Raw genomic sequence first — 15,823 nt, 5'->3', positions numbered from 1 at the left:
CGGTGTTTGAGAGCCTGACCAACCGTTTCGAGGGGATCCTGCGGAGGGTCCGTGGTAAGGGTCGCCTGGGTCCCGACGACGTCGACGAGTTCCTCCGAGAGGTTCGGGTGGCGCTCCTGGAGGCCGACGTCCACCTGGAGGTGGCGCGCACCCTTCAGGACCGGATCCGGGAGCGCGCTGTGGGCGCCGAGTTGGCTGGTGCGCTCAACCCTGGCCAGCAGGTGGTGAAGATCGTTCTCGAGGAGCTCACCGAGATCCTGGGCGGCGAGGCGGCCCGCCTTCCGTATGCCTCGAAGCCGCCGACCGTGGTTCTCCTGGCGGGCCTGCAGGGAGCGGGCAAGACGACCACGGCGGCCAAGTTGGCTCGGTGGTACAAGGCCCGGGGACGTAACCCGATACTGATCGGGGCCGACCTCCAGCGGCCGGCGGCCGTCGAGCAGTTGCGGACCCTGGGCGACCGCATCGGCGTCCCGGTGTTCAGCGAGCCGTCGGATCCGGTGGCCGTTGCCAGGGCTGGCCTGGCCGAGGCGGCCCGGCTGGGACGCGACGTCGTGGTCTGCGACACGGCGGGGCGTCTAGCCATCGACGACGACCTCATGGCCGAGGTGGCCGAGGTGTCCGGAGTGTTGGAGCCCCACCACACGTTCCTGGTCATCGATGCCATGACCGGCCAGGACGCGGTGTCAACGGCTGAGGCCTTCCACGCTCGCCTGGGCCTAGATGCTCTGGTTCTCACCAAGCTCGACGGCGATGCCCGTGGTGGTGCGGCCCTGAGCATCAAAGAGGTGGTTGGTCGCCCGGTTGCCTTCGCCTCGACGGGGGAGGGCCTAGAGGACTTCGAAACCTTTCATCCGGACCGCCTAGCTGGGCGGATCCTGGGAATGGGTGATGTGGAGACACTCATCGAGAAGGCCGAGGAGACCTTCGAGAAGGAGCAAACTGAGGCGGCGGCTGCCCGGATGTTGGAGGGCACCTTCACGCTGGACGACTTCCTGGACCAGATCCGAGCACTCCGCCAGATGGGGCCAATCAGCAACCTGATGGGCATGGTGCCGGGCATGGCGCAGCAGATGGGCGACGTCGACGTCGATGATGGGCGTATCGACCGGATCGAGGGGATCATCAACTCGATGACCCCGGCTGAGAGGTTTGATCCCGACATCATCGACGGCTCACGTCGGGCCCGGATCGCCCGGGGCAGCGGCACCCAGGCAGGGGAGATCAACCAGCTGGTCAAGCAGTTCCGTGAGATGCGGAAGATGATGAAGCAAATGGGTGGTCGGGGTGCGACGAAGAAGAAGGTCCGGAAGGGTCGGAAGGGAGGCGGTGGGCGGACCACGGCCCGGGGCCCAGTCCCGGTGGACCGTAAGAAGGGGCTCTCCCTACCCGGTTTGGGTGATGAGACGAACGTTCCGGGGTTGCTGGGCGGCGGCCTGGACCGGCCGAAGAGCTGATTCCGAGCACTGGGTCCGGTCGGTGAGACGGCCGTCATTCGTGGCTTCCGACCGGAGGGGCTGGAAAATGGGCCGCGTCACGGCAGACTGTGCGGACCGAAGGGGTGCATAGTCTGCCGTGCCCCGATCCCTGCCCCGCCAGACCGTGCGGGGCCACACACGAGAAGAGAGTGGTACCGACGTGGCCGTGAAGCTCCGCCTGATGCGGATGGGTAAGAAGAAGCAGCCGACCTACCGTGTGGTGGCCGCCGACTCGCGCAAGGCGCGCAACGGGCGGATCATCGAGGCGGTCGGTTTCTACGACCCCCGCCGTGATCCGTCCGTCATCGAGATCGACAACGAGAAGGCCGTCGAGTGGCTCCGCAACGGCGCCCAGCCAACCGAGCGCGTCGAGAAGCTCCTGAAGATCACCGGGGCTTGGGACGAGTTCAAGGGTCAGCCAGTGGGTACCAGCGTCACCGCGGCGCCAGTCGCCCCTGCTGTGCCGGCACCGGTTGATGAGGCCGTTGAAGAGGCCGTTGATGAGGCCGTTGAAGAGGCCGCTGAGGAGGCTCCTGCCGAGGAGTCCGAGGAGGACGCATCATGAGCGCTGAAGCCAAGACCGCCGAGGGAGTCCTCGAGTACCTGATCAAGTCGATCGTCGAAGAGCCGGACGAGGTCCGCATCGAGACGTCGGGCGAGGAGCGGTGCACCTTCTCAGTGACCGTCGCTGACGGCGACATGGGCCGGGTTATCGGCCGTCGCGGCCGGGTGGCCAACGCCATCCGGACCATTGTCCGGGCCGCCGCGGTCCGCGACGAGACCGAGATCGACGTCGACTTCGTCGACTGACTGTCCGATGGACGGCCGGTCGGACCCCGACGGTCCGGCCCTTCTCGAGATCGGCCGGATCGACAAGCCCCACGGTGTTCGTGGGGAGGTAGTTGTCAGCCTCGTCACCCAGCGCCTGGAGCGGCTGGACCCCGGATCGGTACTGGAGACCGGGCGCGGGCCGCTGACTGTGGTGTCCAGCCGACCTCACCAGCACCGCCACCTGGTCCGGTTCGACCGAATCGACGGCCGGGACGCTGCCGAGGCCTGGCGCGGGGTGGTGCTGTCAGCCTCGCCGATCCTCGATGCCGACGACGAGACCCTCTGGGTTCATGAGCTGGTCGGGGCGACGGTCGTCGACCAGCACGGTGCCGAACACGGCACGGTGATTGCCCTAATCGACAACCCAGCCAGCGATCTCCTGGAGTTGGACGACGGTCGGCTAGTCCCGCTGGCCTTCCTCGTGGGCTTTGAGCCCGGCATCCGCATCGACGTAGAGGTGCCAGCCGGTTTGCTCGACGATGATTTCGTTGGTGACGGGGGAGGTGCCCCGTGACGCTTCGGATCGACGTCTTCACGATCTTTCCCGGAATGGTCGAGGCGTACGCGGGAGAGAGCATCCTGGGTCGGGCCGGAGTGGCCGGTCACCTCGACGTGCGGGCCCACGACCTCCGCCTGGCCACCGAGGATGCACACCGCACGATCGACGACAGTCCGTTCGGGGGTGGGGCCGGCATGGTCATGATGCCCGAGCCGGTGTTCGCCGCTGTCGAGGCAGTTGACCCACCACGACCGCTGATCCTGCTAGGCCCGGGTGGACGGCGCTTCGACCAGTCGGTAGCGGCTGAGTTGGCCGCCCTCGACGGTTTCTCTCTGTTGTGCGGCCGCTACGAGGGCGTCGACGAGCGAATCCGGACCGGGCTGTGCGACGACGAGGTATCGCTGGGTGACTTCGTGCTGGCCGGTGGCGAGTTGGCGGCGTTGGCAATCATGGAGGCGGTGGCTCGACTCCGCCCGGGTGTGCTGGGCAACGAGGCCTCTCCCGACGACGAGTCGTTTGCCGACGGGCTGTTGGAGTATCCGCACTACACACGCCCGGCCGACTTCCGGGGCATGGAGGTGCCCGAGGTATTGCGTTCCGGCGATCACGGGCGGGTGGCCCGCTGGCGTCGGGCCGGGGCGCTGGTCCGTACCTTGGCCCTCCGACCGGACCTCATCGAGCGCCGAGGTGGACTCACCGAAGCCGATCAGGCGCTCCTAGAGGAGTTCGGTCAGGGCGGGGACTAAGTCGGACGACATGGCGGGACCGACTGGTGCCGGTGTCGTCAGCTGCTGCTGGCCGTATGCTGGCCGACCGGTCCGTGAAGCGGGCCGCAGATCCTGCCGATTCGCTTCCGGGTCGGTCCACGAATCCGTCCGGATCGCTTCTCCGGACCCGGCCTCTCGAGGACGAGCCATGCAGCCCACCGATCTCGTCGACCATGAGAACCTCCGAGACGACGTTCCCGACTTCGGTGCCGGCGACACCTTGAAGGTGCACGTTCGCGTGGTGGAGGGCAACCGCCAGCGCGTCCAGCTGTTCGAGGGCGTGGTCATCAAGCGCCAGGGCAGCGGTGTTCGGGAGACCTTCACGGTGCGCAAGCTCAGCTTCGGCGTGGGAGTGGAGCGGACCTTCCCAGTCCATTCGCCGATCATCGACCACATCGAGGTGCTCAGCAGGGGTGACGTCCGTCGGGCGAAGCTCTACTACCTACGCGACCGGATTGGGAAGCGGGCCAAGGTCAAGGAGAAGCGGGAGTTCTGACCGTTCCGGTTCGAACGGGTCAGCGCTGGCGTCCGACCCAGCACCCGCGGTGCCAGTGCCGGCGAAGGTCGGGGGCGTCGACCGGCAGGATGACCATGTGGCCGAGACCGGGGGGAATCTCCCGGTTACAGCCTGGACACAAGTAGGTCTTGGTGGCCTGGTACGGCTGGACGAAACGTTCCTCCAACTCTCCCAGGATCTCCGGGTCTTCCACCTCACGACCTCCTCGGCCTGGCATCGGTTACCGAAAGAGCGCCCAGGCCACGAGCAGGATGCCGATGACGACGGTTGCCCCAACGTAGAGCACGTCGCTCGGTCGTCGTCGGTGTGAGCGCTGGGGGTCGAAGCCCATGGCGTCAGTATCGTCGCCCATGCCATGCGTCCCCACCCTTCGGCCGCTCTTGTCGTCCTCCTGCTCGCTTCGGCCTGTGCCGGGGCTCCTCCGCTCGTACCCGGAACTGACACGGGGTCGGCCGACCCCGTCCTCGTCCTGGGCCGGGATGTTTGGGGGCGATCCTGCGCCTCCTGCCATGCTCCGGACGGTTCGGGAGGTCGTGGTCCGTCGATGCGGGCGGTGGAGGACCGATTCACCGACATCCAGGACCAACTAACGGTTGTGGAGGACGGCCGGGGAGGGATGCCCGGTTTCCGGGGCCGGTACACGACTGTCGAGATCGAGGCCGTGGTCCGCTACACCCGAGAGGTCCTTTGACTCGTTAGTCAGGGGTCACCGAACTGATTCCCAGCAGGCACCGGTACACTTTGTCCCCGGTTCGCACACCGAGTGTCGGACCAGACCAGAACACCCCCACCCACCCACGGTCGCCCTCGGGCGCGAGGTGGGGGCGAGACGAACCGATGGGAAGGGAGACCACGGCATGGCTGTCGTGACCATGAAGCAGCTGCTCGAGGCGGGCGTCCACTTCGGACACCAGACCCGGCGCTGGGACCCGCGGATGAAGAGGTTTATCCACGGCGAGCGGTCGGGGATCTACATCATCGATCTCCAGCAGACCCTCGAGCGGATCGAGTCTTCCTACACCTTCGTCCGCGATCTTGTCGCTGACGGTGGTCGGGTGCTGTTTGTCGGCACGAAGCGCCAGGCCCAGGACGCCATCCGCTCCTACGCCGAGAAGTGCGGCATGCCCTACGTGAACCAGCGCTGGCTGGGCGGCATGCTCACCAATTTCCAGACGATCTCCAAGCGCGTCTCCAAGATGCAGGAGTACCAGCGCATGCGGGATTCCGGCGAGTTTGACGCCATGCCCAAGAAGGAAGCCCTCATGCTGGGCCGCGAGCTCGAGAAGCTTGAGCGCAACCTGAGCGGTATCCAGGAGATGGAGCGCCTGCCCGACGCCATCTTCGTGCTCGACACCGTGCGGGAGCACATCGCCGTAACCGAGGCCAACAAGCTGGGCATCCCGGTGGTGGCCGTCGTCGACACCGACTGCAACCCAGACGTCATCCAGTACCTCATTCCCGGCAACGACGATGCCATTCGGTCAGGCAGCCTGCTATGCCGCGTGGTGGCCGATGCCGTCGAGGAGGGTCGCTTCATCCTTAACTCCCGCAGCGCCGGCAAGGACGATGGACCGTCGCTGGATGCAGAGGATCGGGCCGCCGAGCAAACCAAGGCTCGCGACGAAGCGGCTTCTGAGTCGGTCGAGCGCGAGGCCCGGGTGGCCTCCACCGTGGCAGGGGCTGGCGACGACGAGGACGCGGGTGCTGAGGATTTGCCCACCGAAGCCCCGGTCGCCGAAGAAGCGGCCGGTGAGGCTTCTACCGAGACCGAAGAGTCAGTCGCCGAGGCGGACGCCCTGGTCGAGAGCACCGACGAGGAGCAGGCTTGACCATGGGTGATATCGCCGCCAAGGACGTGAAGGCGTTGCGCGACGCCACCGGTGCCGGGATGATGGATGCCAAGAGGGCGCTAGTCGAGTGCGACGGCGACTTCGAGGCGGCCTCCCAGATACTTCGTGAGAAGGGCCTGGCCAACGCAGCCACCCGATCTGACCGGGAAAATGTCGAGGGCGCCGTGGCCCTCGTCTCCGATGGTCGCCGGGCCGCCCTAGTCCACCTCAAGTGCGAGACTGACTTCTCGGCCAAGTCAGACGGCTTCTTGTCTCTCGTGGACGAGTTGGTCAACGCCGTGCTGACCGATGGCGAAGCGGCTGTCGAGGCCCGCTCGACGGCCATCGACGACCTCCGTCTCACCATCAAGGAAAACGTCGAGGTCGGCCGGGTCTCCCTTATCGAAGCGGCCGAGGGCAACGTGCTCGATACTTACCTCCACGTACAGGACGGGCGGGGCGTGAACGGCGTGGTGGTCGAGGGTTCGGGCGTCGACCAGGAGACCCTCCACCAGGTAGCCCTCCACATCGCCTTCGCCAAGCCCACAGTGCTCACCCGCGAGGAGGTCGCCTCCGATCTGGTGGAGCGGGAGCGGGCCGCCCTGCTGGAGATCACCAAGGCCGAGGGCAAGCCCGAACAGGCCTGGGACAAGATCGTGGAGGGCCGGCTGACCGGCTGGTTCCGCGACACCGTTCTCCTCGAGCAGGGACTTCATGGCGACAAGACCTCGGTAGCCGACGTCCTGAACGGTGGCAGCATCGAGAGGTTCACCCAGGCCTACTTGGGGGCCTGAGATGACCACCGGCGATCGGATCCCGGCACGCTGGGATCGGATCGTCCTCAAGGTCTCCGGCGAAGCGTTCGCCGGCGAGGCCGGATACGGCATCGACGGTGAGATCGTCGGGCGGATCGCCCGGGACATCTCCGACGTCCGCTCCGAGTTCGACGTCGACATCGCCGTGGTCGTCGGCGGCGGCAACATCTGGCGCGGCATGTCCGGCGCTGGCGCCGGCATGGACCGGGCCCAGGCCGACTACATGGGCATGCTCGCCACTTCGATCAACGCGCTGGCCCTCCAGGACACCCTTGAACAGCTCGGTCAGCCCACCCGGGTCCAAACGGCCATCCACATGGAGCAGATCGCCGAGCCGTATATCCGTCGCCGGGCCATCCGACACCTCGAGAAGGGTCGGGTCGTGATCTTTGCCGGGGGGACCGGCAACCCCTTCTTTACTACCGACACGGCTGCTGCCCTGCGGGCCGTCGAGATCGAGGCTGGCGTGGTTCTCAAGGGCACCCACTCAGGAACCGATGGCATCTACACCGCAGACCCCAAGGTGGACCCAGAGGCCACCCGGCTCGAACAGGTCAGCTACCTAGACGTGATCCAGAAGGGACTCCGGGCCATGGATGCCACGGCCATCACGCTGTGTATGGACAACGACCTCCCGATCGTCATGTTCGACCTCATGGCCTCGGGTAACGTCCGGTCAATCCTCGCTGGGGAGTCGGTGGGCACGCTGGTCGCCTGATCCGTCACCGACGAGGACCCGGCAGACCGCCGGTCAGACGACGGAGGCAGCGTTGAGCGACGAGATGATCCAGATGGTCCTCGACGAGGCCTCGTCATCCATGGAGGAGGCCGTGGCCCACACCCGCCGCGAGTTCTCGACCGTGCGCACTGGTCGGGCTTCTTCCGCCCTGGTGGAGAAGTTGCCAGTCACCGCCTACGGCGTGGAGATGCGCCTCCAGGAACTGGCCTCGTTCTCCATCCCCGAAGCTCGGCAACTACTCATCACGCCACACGACCCGAGCAACGTACCGGCCATCGAGAAGGCCATCCTGGTGGCCGACCTGGGTCTCTCCCCGGGCAACGACGGGCGGAGTATTCGGCTCAGCTTTCCAGAGCTGACCGAAGAACGGCGCCGGGATCTGGTACGCATGGTGAACACCATGGCAGAGGACGGCAAGAACAGGATGCGGGGAGTCCGACGACACGCCCGCAAGGACCTCGACGATATTGAGGGGTCGGTGTCCGAGGACGATCTCCGATGGGCCGCCGACCGCCTGGACTCCTTGATCCACGGCTTCGAGGCCGAAATCGACGAGGCTCGTCAAGCCAAGGAAGATGACCTGCTCGAAGTCTGAGCCAGTGATCACGAGGGGAGACCCGGGGTGAACGAACAGAAGGGGAGCGAAGACCAGGGCTTCGAGGAGATCAGGATCCTCGGCCTGGACTCGCCGGACGACGTGGTCGAACCCGGTCGTTCCGTTTTCGGTGGCGAATCGCCTGGCGACGAGTTGCCCCACTGGACAGAACCGCCCACCGACGTTACCGGCGGTTCGCCTTCTGTCGACCCCTGGACCGGCCTCGACGATGCCCCTCGATGGTCTGACGACGTCCCGGATGATCACGAGTCCCAGCAGCCGGTCGGTGACCACGACGAGGCGGCCGTGGCGGCGTTCTTCGATGACGGGCCGCTCGGATCATCCTCGTCCGCCGAATTCGACCCGCCCCTTCTGCCACCCGACGAGCCCCTTCCCGACCTCACCGCCTCGGCTGCATCCACCGGGACCCGGTCGGCTCCGCCGTCGGGCACTCCCGTGGCCCCGTCCCCTCCGCTCCGGGGCGGCTCGGGCATGGCTGGCAGCAGCAGCGGACGGGACCTCCCGCTGGCCGTGGTGACAGGTGTCGGGCTGGGTGCCCTGGCCCTGGTGGCCTTCCGCATCGGAGCCAACGCGACGCTCGCCCTGACCACCGTGCTGCTCACCCTGGCCGCCGGCGAGTTCTTCCTCGCAGTCCGCCGGTCCGGCTACCAGCCGGCCTCCCTTCTCGGCGTCACAGCGGTGGCTGCCCTGAACCTGGGGGCCTACTGGCGTTTTGAAGCCGCCATCCCGCTGATCCTGGCCCTGACCGTGTTGTTCACCCTGTTTTGGTACCTGACGGGCATCGACCGCCAGGCACCCATGCTCAACGTCTCGGTGACCCTCTTCGGCGTTCTCTATGTGGGATTCCTGGGTTCCTTCGTCGGGCTGATGCTGAGCGACCCGAACGGCATCGGGATGTTGCTGGCCGCCGTGCTGTGCACGGTCGGCTACGACACTGGAGGCCTGCTCATCGGCCGCATGTTCGGGAGCAGCCCACTATCGGCGGTCAGTCCCAACAAGACCATGGAGGGCCTGATTGGCGGTATGGCCGTCGCATTCGGGGTCGCTGTGCTGGTGGTGGGGCGTATAACCCCGTTCGGCCAGGACCCCGGCGACCTGGGCACGGCGTTCGTACTCGGCATCGTGGTCGCCCTAGCCGCTCCGCTCGGCGACCTCTGTGAGTCGATGATCAAGCGGGATCTCGGGATCAAGGACATGGGAAGCATCCTCCCCGGCCACGGCGGCCTGATGGACCGGTTCGACGCCCTTCTGTTCGTCCTGCCGGCCACCTACTTCGCTGCCCGGCTGATGGACCTGTTCACCGTCTGATCCGCTCACGGCGTCCGGGAGCCCGTCGGTAGGCTCGCCCCATGTCACCGACCTCGGTCGCCGTACTCGGGTCGACTGGATCCATCGGCACCCAAACCCTCGAGGTGGTGGCCGACCGGCCCGACGACTTCGACGTGGTGGCCCTCGGTGCCGCCCGCTCCGTCGACCTGCTGGTCGAACAAGCCTGTACCTTTCGACCCGACTTGGTGGCTGTGGCCGACCCGTCGGTGGCCGCCGACGTGGCGTCCGGGGTGCCCGACGGAACCGAAGTGCTGGCTGGACCCGACGCCCTGGCCGAGGCGGCCGTCCTAGCCGACGTGACCATCAACGGCGTGGTCGGGTTCGCCGGGCTCCCGGTGACCCTGGCCACCCTGGCCGCCGGCCGCCGCCTCGGCCTGGCCAACAAGGAGTCCCTGATCGCCGCCGGTCCGGTTGTCCAGCGAGTGCGGACCACCCCGGGCGCCGAACTGCTGCCAGTCGATAGCGAGCACTGCGCCATCCACCAGTGCCTGCGAGCCAACGACGTGGACGAACGGGTGGCGCGCATCGTCCTCACAGCGTCCGGGGGCCCGTTCCGGGGCCGGTCGGCCGAAGAACTGGCCGCCGTGACCGTGGAAGAGGCGTTGGCCCATCCGACGTGGGCCATGGGCCCCAAGGTCACCGTCGACTCCTCGACCCTCATGAACAAGGGGCTCGAAGTGATCGAGGCCCACGAACTGTTCGGGACGGCCTACGACAACATCGACGTGGTTGTCCATCCACAGTCCATCGTCCACTCCATGGTGACGTTCACCGACGGTGCCACCATCGCTCAGCTCTCCAACCCGGACATGCGCCTGTGCATGGGCTACGCCCTGGCCTGGCCGGACCGGTTCGAAGTGGCCTACGGGGCCATCGACTGGGCCGAGTTAGGGCGCCTCGACTTCGAGCAACCCGACAGGGACGGTTTCCCGTGCCTGGACCTGGCCATCGCCGCCGGTCGGCTGGGCGAAACGGCCCCGGCCTGGTTGAACGCCGCCAACGAGGTAGCTGTGGCCGCCTTCCTCGATGGGGTCCTGCCATGGGTCGGCATCGGCCGCCTCCTGGCCGAGGTCCTGGACCAGTGGCCCGGTGATCGAGCCGAGGACGTGGAATCAGTGCTGGACGTTGATCGGCGGGCCCGCGAGGCGACCCGGGCCCTCGTTGTTGCCGGGAACTGACCGGCCGTGACCGATCTGCCAGAGCCGAGAGACCGTGCGGTCCGTAACGAACCCCGCAACGATCGAATCCGGCTAACCCTCCTGATCGGCGCCCTGGTGTCCTTCGGCCTCATCGGAGGCCTGTCCGGGCTGGTGGTGGTCCTGTCGATCGTCGCAATGCTGGCCCTGCACGAACTAGGCCACTTCCTGGTCGCCCGGTGGGCGGGGATGCAGGTCACCGAGTTCTTCGTCGGCTTCGGCCCGCGACTGTGGTCAGTGCGCCGGGGAGAGACCACCTACGGGGTCAAGGCCATCTTCCTTGCCGGCGCCTACGTCCGGATCACCGGTATGAGCAGCCTCGACGTCGTCGATCCGACAGACGAGCCGCGGACCTACCGCCAGCAGTCCTACCCGAAGCGGATGGCCGTGGCCCTCGCCGGGTCGGCCACCCACTTCGCCATCGCCCTGTTCTTGCTAGTCGTGGTCTACGCCGCCGTGGGGACCCCCGACCCCGACCGGTGGGTAGTCGGAGAGGTGGTACCAGGATCGACGGCCGCCGCCGTTGACGTTCAAGCGGGCGACCGGATCCTGTCGGTGGACGGGGTCGAGACCACACGGTTCGACGAGTTCGGCGCCGTTGTCCGATCGGTGCCCGGCGACCTGGTGGACGTGGTGGTCCAGCGAGACGGGGAGGCGATGGTCCACCGGGCGGTGATCGGGGAGCGGGTCGGCGTGGACGGCGTGGTGACCGGGTTCTTCGGCGTCGGAGCGGACCGACCCCTGGTCACGATGGGTCCCGTCCGGGCGGCGGGCGAGGCCGTAGTTCGCTTCGCCGACCTAGCGTGGATGTCGGTCACGGGGCTGGTGGGCATCTTCAGCCCCGATGGCCTAGCCAAGTTCTTCGCCGGAGCAGTAGGTCCGTCTGAGGCCACCACCGGTGGTCCGTCTGCCGTGCCCGACAAATCGCCGGCCCCGGTCGTGGAGCCAGCAGCCGACCCGGCCGACGATGAGCGGCTGCTCTCCATCTACGGGGCGGCCCGCCTCGGGAGCGCCATGTTCGACGACGGCTGGTCTACCTACGTGTGGTTCTTGATCCTGGTGAACGTGTTCGTCGGCGTCTTCAACCTGGTGCCGCTCCTCCCGTTCGACGGCGGGCACGTAGCCATCGCCACATACGAGCGGGTGAGGTCAATCGGTGGGCGGCGCCACATGGCCGACGCCTCCCGGCTGGTGCCGGTCACCTGGGCTGTGGTGTCTCTCATCCTGGCCATCACCGTGGTTGCCCTCTACCGGGACATCGTGGACTTCCCCGACTTCGGCTGACCGACGCCGGCCGAGGGGAGGCTCTGTCGGGTCACCGGTAGCCTCATCCCCATGGAGGTCCAGGCCGGGATCGAACGCCGCCCCACCCGTCGCCTGATGGTGGGAGACGTGGCCGTGGGTGGGGGAGCACCGATCTCGGTGCAGTCCATGACCATCACCCGGACCGCCGACCACGAGGCCACCCTCCAGCAGGTCTACGACCTGGCCATGGCCGGTGCCGACATCGTCCGCTGTACGTGCAATGAGTTGGAGGCCGCAGAGGGGCTTGCTCGGATCGTCCCCCGCTCGCCGGTCCCCATCGTGGCTGACATCCACCACCAGTACCGAATGGCCTTGGCCGCCCTGGAGGCCGGGGTTCACTGCCTGCGTCTCAACCCCGGCAATATCAGACGACCGGAGCACATCCGAACCGTGGCGTCCGAGGCCCGCGACCGGGGCGTGCCCATCCGGATCGGTGTCAACGGCGGCTCGCTACACCCCGATCTCTACGAGAAATACGGCGGACGGGTGACCCCGGAGGCCATGGTCGAGTCGGCCCTCGACGAGATCCGCTACTTCGCCGAGGTTGATTTCGATCTCATCAAGATCTCCGTCAAGGCGTCCAGCGTTCCGCTCATGATCGAGGCCTATCGGCAACTCTCCGAGGTGACCGACTATCCGCTGCACCTTGGCGTAACCGAGGCCGGCCCCCCGCCCGCCGGACTGATCAAGTCCTCGGCCGGCATCGGCACCCTGCTGGCTGAGGGGATTGGCGACACCATCCGGTACTCACTGACCGCCGACCCGGTCGAGGAAGCCCGTGCCGGTCGGGCCCTGCTTGAGGCCATGGGCCTCCGTGAGCGCAAGAACGTGGACCTGATCGCCTGTCCGAGTTGCGGGAGGGCCGAGATCGATGTGGTGGCAGTGGCCGCCGATGCCATGGCCGCCTTCGCCGACCGGGAGATCCCCCTGCAGGTGGCCGTCATGGGCTGCGTGGTGAACGGGCCTGGCGAGGCGAGGGACGCCGACCTGGGGATCGCGGCAGGTAACCGCCGGGGTCACTTATTCGTGAAGGGGCGCAACGCCGCCGTGGTGGCCGAGGACGAGATGGTCGATGCCCTGGTGGAGTGGGCCGAGTTCATCCATGCCGAGGGGGTCGAGGCCGCCTTGGCCCGCGTTGACACCGAGAAGGCGGCCCGCGAGGCCGAACGCGACCGGGAGCGGCTCCTGGCCGAACAGGGTGAAGATGCCAACGACACCAGCTCGCGGATCGAGCTCATCCGGCGTCATACGGTCTGATCCGGGTCAGTCCGCGGCTCCAGGGCACGTTGGCCCAGCGACCGCGGTCACCAGTTGGCCCTAGTCGCTGACCGCTGTCGCCGGTATGCTTCCGCCGACGTGCATCGCCGGTTTCCCGACGAGGCGTGGGCTCTGCCCACGCCTTTTGTTTTCGGTTCCGGCGGGTGACCGTGACGGAAATCGAGGCTCCGGTGGCGACACCGGGACGGAACGACAGGAAGGAGGCATCATGGCGGTGACCGACAGGATCGACGCTATGGCGGCTCCTCTGTGTGACCGGATAGGCATCGAGTTGCTCGACGTCGAGTACGAGGGCGGCGTGCTTCGCTTAGTGGTCGACCACCCCGAGGGAGTCGGGATGGACGCCATCGCCGGGATCACCCGCGAGGTCTCGCGTGCCCTCGACCATGAGGATCTCATTGCCGGGACCTACACCCTCGAGGTCACCAGCCCTGGCCTCGAGCGGCCCCTCAAGCGTCCCGTCCACTTCGAGCGGGCCGTCGGTACCGAGGTGACGATCAAGACCCAGCCCGGCACCGACGGCGATCGTCGGGTCTCCGGCGTCCTGCAGGCGAGTAATCGCGAGGGCGTCGTTGTCCGGACGGCCGACGGCTCGGTCCGATCCATCCGCCACGACGAGATTCTTAAGGCGCGCACCGTCTTCATCTGGACCCCTGAGCCCAAGTCGGCTCGTAAGGGGCACGATCGGGACGGCTCCGCCGACTCGGGAAGGAAGGTCGGGTCATGAACCCCGAGATGATGGAGGCCCTCCAGGCCCTGGCGGCTGACCGCGGGATCTCCGTGGACTCCCTGTTCGCCGCTCTGGCCGATGCCCTCGAGTCGGCCTACAAGCGCATGCCCGGCGCCCACGAATTCTCGTGGGTAACCATTGATCCCGAGACGATGGACATTCGGGTGCTGGCTCAGGACCTAGACGAGGAGGGCGAGCCGGTTGGTGAGGAGTTTGACGTTACGCCTGAGAACTTCGGTCGAATCGCCGCCCAGACGACCCGGCAGGTCATGACCCAGCGGATCCGGGAGGCCGAGCGCGACCTCAAGTACGAGGAGTACGCCGGCCGCGAGGGCGACATCGTTACCGGCATGATCCAGCAGACTGACGCTCGGTACACCCTTCTGGACCTAGGCCGGGTCGAAGCCCTGCTGCCTCAGGCCGAGCAGGTTCCCTTCGAGCGCCCGGAGGCCAACGCCCGGCTTAAGGCCTACATCGTAGAGGTCCGCAAGACGGCTAAGGGCCCCCAGATCGTGGTCAGTCGGACCCATCCGGGACTCATCAAGCGGCTGTTCGAGCTGGAGGTTCCCGAGATCGCGGACGGCGTTGTCGAGATCAGGGCCTGTGCCCGGGAGCCAGGTCACCGCACCAAGATCGCTGTGTGGTCCAACGACTCCAACGTGGACCCGGTTGGGGCCTGTGTGGGTGCGCGGGGAGCCCGGGTACGGATGGTCGTCAACGAACTGCGGGGCGAAAAGATCGACATCGTCCCGTTCTCGGAGGATCCGGCCGACTTCGTGATGAAGGGCCTCTCTCCGGCCAAGGTAAAGGAAGTCCTCATTGACGAGGACACCGGCACCGCCACGGTGGTTGTTCCTGACTACCAGCTGTCCCTTGCCATCGGCAAGGAGGGCCAAAACGCCCGCTTGGCTGCACGGATGACGGGCTGGCGGGTCGACATTAAGAGTGAGACCCAGGTGGCCCAAGAAGCGGCGTACGCCGACGTCGACTGGGCCGAGGGCGAGTGGGTGGTCGACAAGGAGACTGGTGAACAGGTCTGGAAGCCCGCCGAGGGCGGCCCGGCCGTCTCGGCTGGCGAGTGGACCGTGGCGGCCACCGAGACCGGGGAGGAAGAGAAGTAGGCGTCCGACCCGGTACCGCTCCCGTGGGGGTCGGGCCAGAGCGGACCTGTGTCGCCTGCCGGGCCATAGGGCCGGCCACCGAGATGGTCCGGTTGGCCTGGCCGGAGGGTGCGGCCGGCCCACGGGTCGACCGGACGGCCCCCGGCCGGGGTGCTTGGCTGCACCCGACAGACGCCTGTCTGGAAGCTTTGCGGGTCAGCGACCTGGCCCGGTCCTTTCGTCGGCCGGCGACTGTCGACTATCTCCGTTCGATAGTCGCTGCCTGTCGAGCCATCTCCGACCCGCGGGAGTCGGACGGGTGATCCAACCCTCCAACCGATAGCGTCAGACGGCGGTTCGGCCGGTGCCGACCCACCTGTCGATCTCTTTGATTCGGGGGCCGATCCCCGTACGAGCAGAACTCCACCAACAAACTCCACCAACAAACAGGACGACGAAACCACCGTGCCGAAGAACATCCGCGTCTATGAGCTGGCGCGAGAACTGGGGATGACCAACGCCGAGGTCCTCGACCTCTGTGAATCCCTGGGTATAGGTGTGAAGAGCCACTCATCGGGCATCGTCGAAGCCCAGGCCGACCGGGCCCGTCGCAAGGCACAGCGTGAGGGCTTGGTGCGCGACGTCCAGCCTGAGGAACCAGGCAAGAAGAAGGTCGCGAAGCCGCCGGAGCCGGATCCCGAGCCCGAGCCGGGCGACGGCTCAGCCGGAGCGCCGCAGGTCTGGTACCCTGTCCCCGAACCCGTGCCCGATTGCCACCGCCAGCCGCGCGCCGGCGC

General features: G+C 67.1%; 18 protein-coding genes and 1 pseudogene. 18 read left to right on the top strand and 1 reads right to left on the bottom strand.

What is annotated here, in order from left to right:
- Nucleotides 1-2: 2 nt before the first annotated feature.
- The 6 genes and pseudogenes from ffh (at nt 3) to rplS (ending at nt 4,068) form a co-directional block, all read left to right on the top strand.
- The gene (gene ffh / locus MK181_05395) at nt 3-1,454 is read left to right on the top strand and encodes a signal recognition particle protein (GenBank protein ID MCH2419230.1); all 1,452 of its coding nucleotides are present in this window, start codon (nt 3-5) and stop codon (nt 1,452-1,454) included.
- A gap of 181 nt (nt 1,455-1,635) precedes the next feature.
- A pseudogene (rpsP, locus tag MK181_05390) lies at nt 1,636-1,857 on the top strand (30S ribosomal protein S16).
- 179 nt (nt 1,858-2,036) lie between these two features.
- The gene (locus MK181_05385) at nt 2,037-2,285 is read left to right on the top strand and encodes a KH domain-containing protein (GenBank protein ID MCH2419229.1); all 249 of its coding nucleotides are present in this window, start codon (nt 2,037-2,039) and stop codon (nt 2,283-2,285) included.
- A gap of 7 nt (nt 2,286-2,292) precedes the next feature.
- Entirely contained in the window at nt 2,293-2,820 is a 528-nt protein-coding gene (gene rimM / locus MK181_05380) for a ribosome maturation factor RimM (protein ID MCH2419228.1), read from the top strand.
- Nucleotides 2,817-3,551 (top strand): tRNA (guanosine(37)-N1)-methyltransferase TrmD, encoded by a 735-nt coding sequence (gene trmD / locus MK181_05375; GenBank protein ID MCH2419227.1) that lies wholly within the window; start codon nt 2,817-2,819, stop codon nt 3,549-3,551. The genes rimM and trmD overlap by 4 nt, the downstream gene beginning before the upstream one ends.
- 169 nt (nt 3,552-3,720) lie before the next feature.
- The gene (gene rplS / locus MK181_05370; GenBank protein MCH2419226.1) at nt 3,721-4,068 is read left to right on the top strand and encodes a 50S ribosomal protein L19; all 348 of its coding nucleotides are present in this window, start codon (nt 3,721-3,723) and stop codon (nt 4,066-4,068) included.
- A 19-nt stretch (nt 4,069-4,087) separates the two neighbouring features.
- On the opposite strand, the gene MK181_05365 is transcribed toward rplS, so the two are convergent.
- On the bottom strand, nt 4,088-4,282 hold the full coding sequence (locus tag MK181_05365; protein MCH2419225.1) for a hypothetical protein: 195 nt from the start codon (nt 4,280-4,282) through the stop codon (nt 4,088-4,090).
- A gap of 162 nt (nt 4,283-4,444) precedes the next feature.
- On the opposite strand from MK181_05365, the gene MK181_05360 reads away from it, so the two are divergent.
- The 12 genes from MK181_05360 to MK181_05305 all read left to right on the top strand — a co-directional run.
- Complete coding sequence (locus MK181_05360) at nt 4,445-4,780, top strand: cytochrome c (protein MCH2419224.1); 336 nt, start codon at nt 4,445-4,447, stop codon at nt 4,778-4,780.
- A gap of 166 nt (nt 4,781-4,946) precedes the next feature.
- Entirely contained in the window at nt 4,947-5,918 is a 972-nt protein-coding gene (rpsB, locus tag MK181_05355; protein MCH2419223.1) for a 30S ribosomal protein S2, read from the top strand.
- A 2-nt stretch (nt 5,919-5,920) separates the two neighbouring features.
- Complete coding sequence (gene tsf / locus MK181_05350; protein ID MCH2419222.1) at nt 5,921-6,712, top strand: translation elongation factor Ts; 792 nt, start codon at nt 5,921-5,923, stop codon at nt 6,710-6,712.
- Between the two features lies 1 nt (nt 6,713).
- Nucleotides 6,714-7,451 carry a UMP kinase gene (pyrH, locus tag MK181_05345; GenBank protein MCH2419221.1) on the top strand — a complete coding sequence of 246 codons (738 nt, stop codon included), beginning with the start codon at nt 6,714-6,716 and terminating at the stop codon, nt 7,449-7,451.
- Nucleotides 7,452-7,503: 52 nt separating this feature from the next.
- Complete coding sequence (gene frr / locus MK181_05340; GenBank protein ID MCH2419220.1) at nt 7,504-8,067, top strand: ribosome recycling factor; 564 nt, start codon at nt 7,504-7,506, stop codon at nt 8,065-8,067.
- 27 nt (nt 8,068-8,094) lie between these two features.
- A complete protein-coding gene (locus tag MK181_05335) occupies nt 8,095-9,396 on the top strand; it encodes a phosphatidate cytidylyltransferase (GenBank protein ID MCH2419219.1) in 1,302 nt (433 codons plus the stop codon).
- 41 nt (nt 9,397-9,437) lie between these two features.
- Nucleotides 9,438-10,595 carry a 1-deoxy-D-xylulose-5-phosphate reductoisomerase gene (dxr, locus tag MK181_05330; protein ID MCH2419218.1) on the top strand — a complete coding sequence of 386 codons (1,158 nt, stop codon included), beginning with the start codon at nt 9,438-9,440 and terminating at the stop codon, nt 10,593-10,595.
- Between the two features lie 6 nt (nt 10,596-10,601).
- Nucleotides 10,602-11,897: an RIP metalloprotease gene (locus MK181_05325; GenBank protein MCH2419217.1), complete on the top strand. Its 1,296-nt coding sequence runs from the start codon at nt 10,602-10,604 to the stop codon at nt 11,895-11,897.
- Nucleotides 11,898-11,948: 51 nt separating this feature from the next.
- Nucleotides 11,949-13,175 (top strand): flavodoxin-dependent (E)-4-hydroxy-3-methylbut-2-enyl-diphosphate synthase, encoded by a 1,227-nt coding sequence (gene ispG / locus MK181_05320; GenBank protein ID MCH2419216.1) that lies wholly within the window; start codon nt 11,949-11,951, stop codon nt 13,173-13,175.
- Nucleotides 13,176-13,410: 235 nt separating this feature from the next.
- Nucleotides 13,411-13,923: a ribosome maturation factor RimP gene (locus tag MK181_05315; GenBank protein MCH2419215.1), complete on the top strand. Its 513-nt coding sequence runs from the start codon at nt 13,411-13,413 to the stop codon at nt 13,921-13,923.
- Nucleotides 13,920-15,047 carry a transcription termination factor NusA gene (gene nusA, locus MK181_05310; protein MCH2419214.1) on the top strand — a complete coding sequence of 376 codons (1,128 nt, stop codon included), beginning with the start codon at nt 13,920-13,922 and terminating at the stop codon, nt 15,045-15,047. The genes MK181_05315 and nusA overlap by 4 nt, the downstream gene beginning before the upstream one ends.
- Before the next feature lie 444 nt (nt 15,048-15,491).
- The coding region (locus MK181_05305; protein MCH2419213.1) for a translation initiation factor IF-2 N-terminal domain-containing protein at nt 15,492-15,823 on the top strand (332 nt) is incomplete at its 3' end.

It is taken from the genome of Acidimicrobiales bacterium (genome assembly GCA_022452035.1).
Lineage (GTDB): Bacteria > Actinomycetota > Acidimicrobiia > Acidimicrobiales > MedAcidi-G1 > UBA9410.
This window is presented reverse-complemented; position numbering and strand designations above follow the sequence as displayed.

Coding starts and splice junctions, on each gene's coding strand:
- MK181_05385 (MCH2419229.1), top strand. CDS start 2,037: ATGAGCGCTGAAGCCAAGACCGCCGAGGGAGTCCTCGAGTACCTGATC.
- rimM (MCH2419228.1), top strand. CDS start 2,293: ATGGACGGCCGGTCGGACCCCGACGGTCCGGCCCTTCTCGAGATCGGC.
- rplS (MCH2419226.1), top strand. CDS start 3,721: ATGCAGCCCACCGATCTCGTCGACCATGAGAACCTCCGAGACGACGTT.
- MK181_05360 (MCH2419224.1), top strand. CDS start 4,445: ATGCGTCCCCACCCTTCGGCCGCTCTTGTCGTCCTCCTGCTCGCTTCG.
- rpsB (MCH2419223.1), top strand. CDS start 4,947: ATGGCTGTCGTGACCATGAAGCAGCTGCTCGAGGCGGGCGTCCACTTC.
- tsf (MCH2419222.1), top strand. CDS start 5,921: ATGGGTGATATCGCCGCCAAGGACGTGAAGGCGTTGCGCGACGCCACC.
- pyrH (MCH2419221.1), top strand. CDS start 6,714: ATGACCACCGGCGATCGGATCCCGGCACGCTGGGATCGGATCGTCCTC.
- dxr (MCH2419218.1), top strand. CDS start 9,438: ATGTCACCGACCTCGGTCGCCGTACTCGGGTCGACTGGATCCATCGGC.
- ispG (MCH2419216.1), top strand. CDS start 11,949: ATGGAGGTCCAGGCCGGGATCGAACGCCGCCCCACCCGTCGCCTGATG.
- nusA (MCH2419214.1), top strand. CDS start 13,920: ATGAACCCCGAGATGATGGAGGCCCTCCAGGCCCTGGCGGCTGACCGC.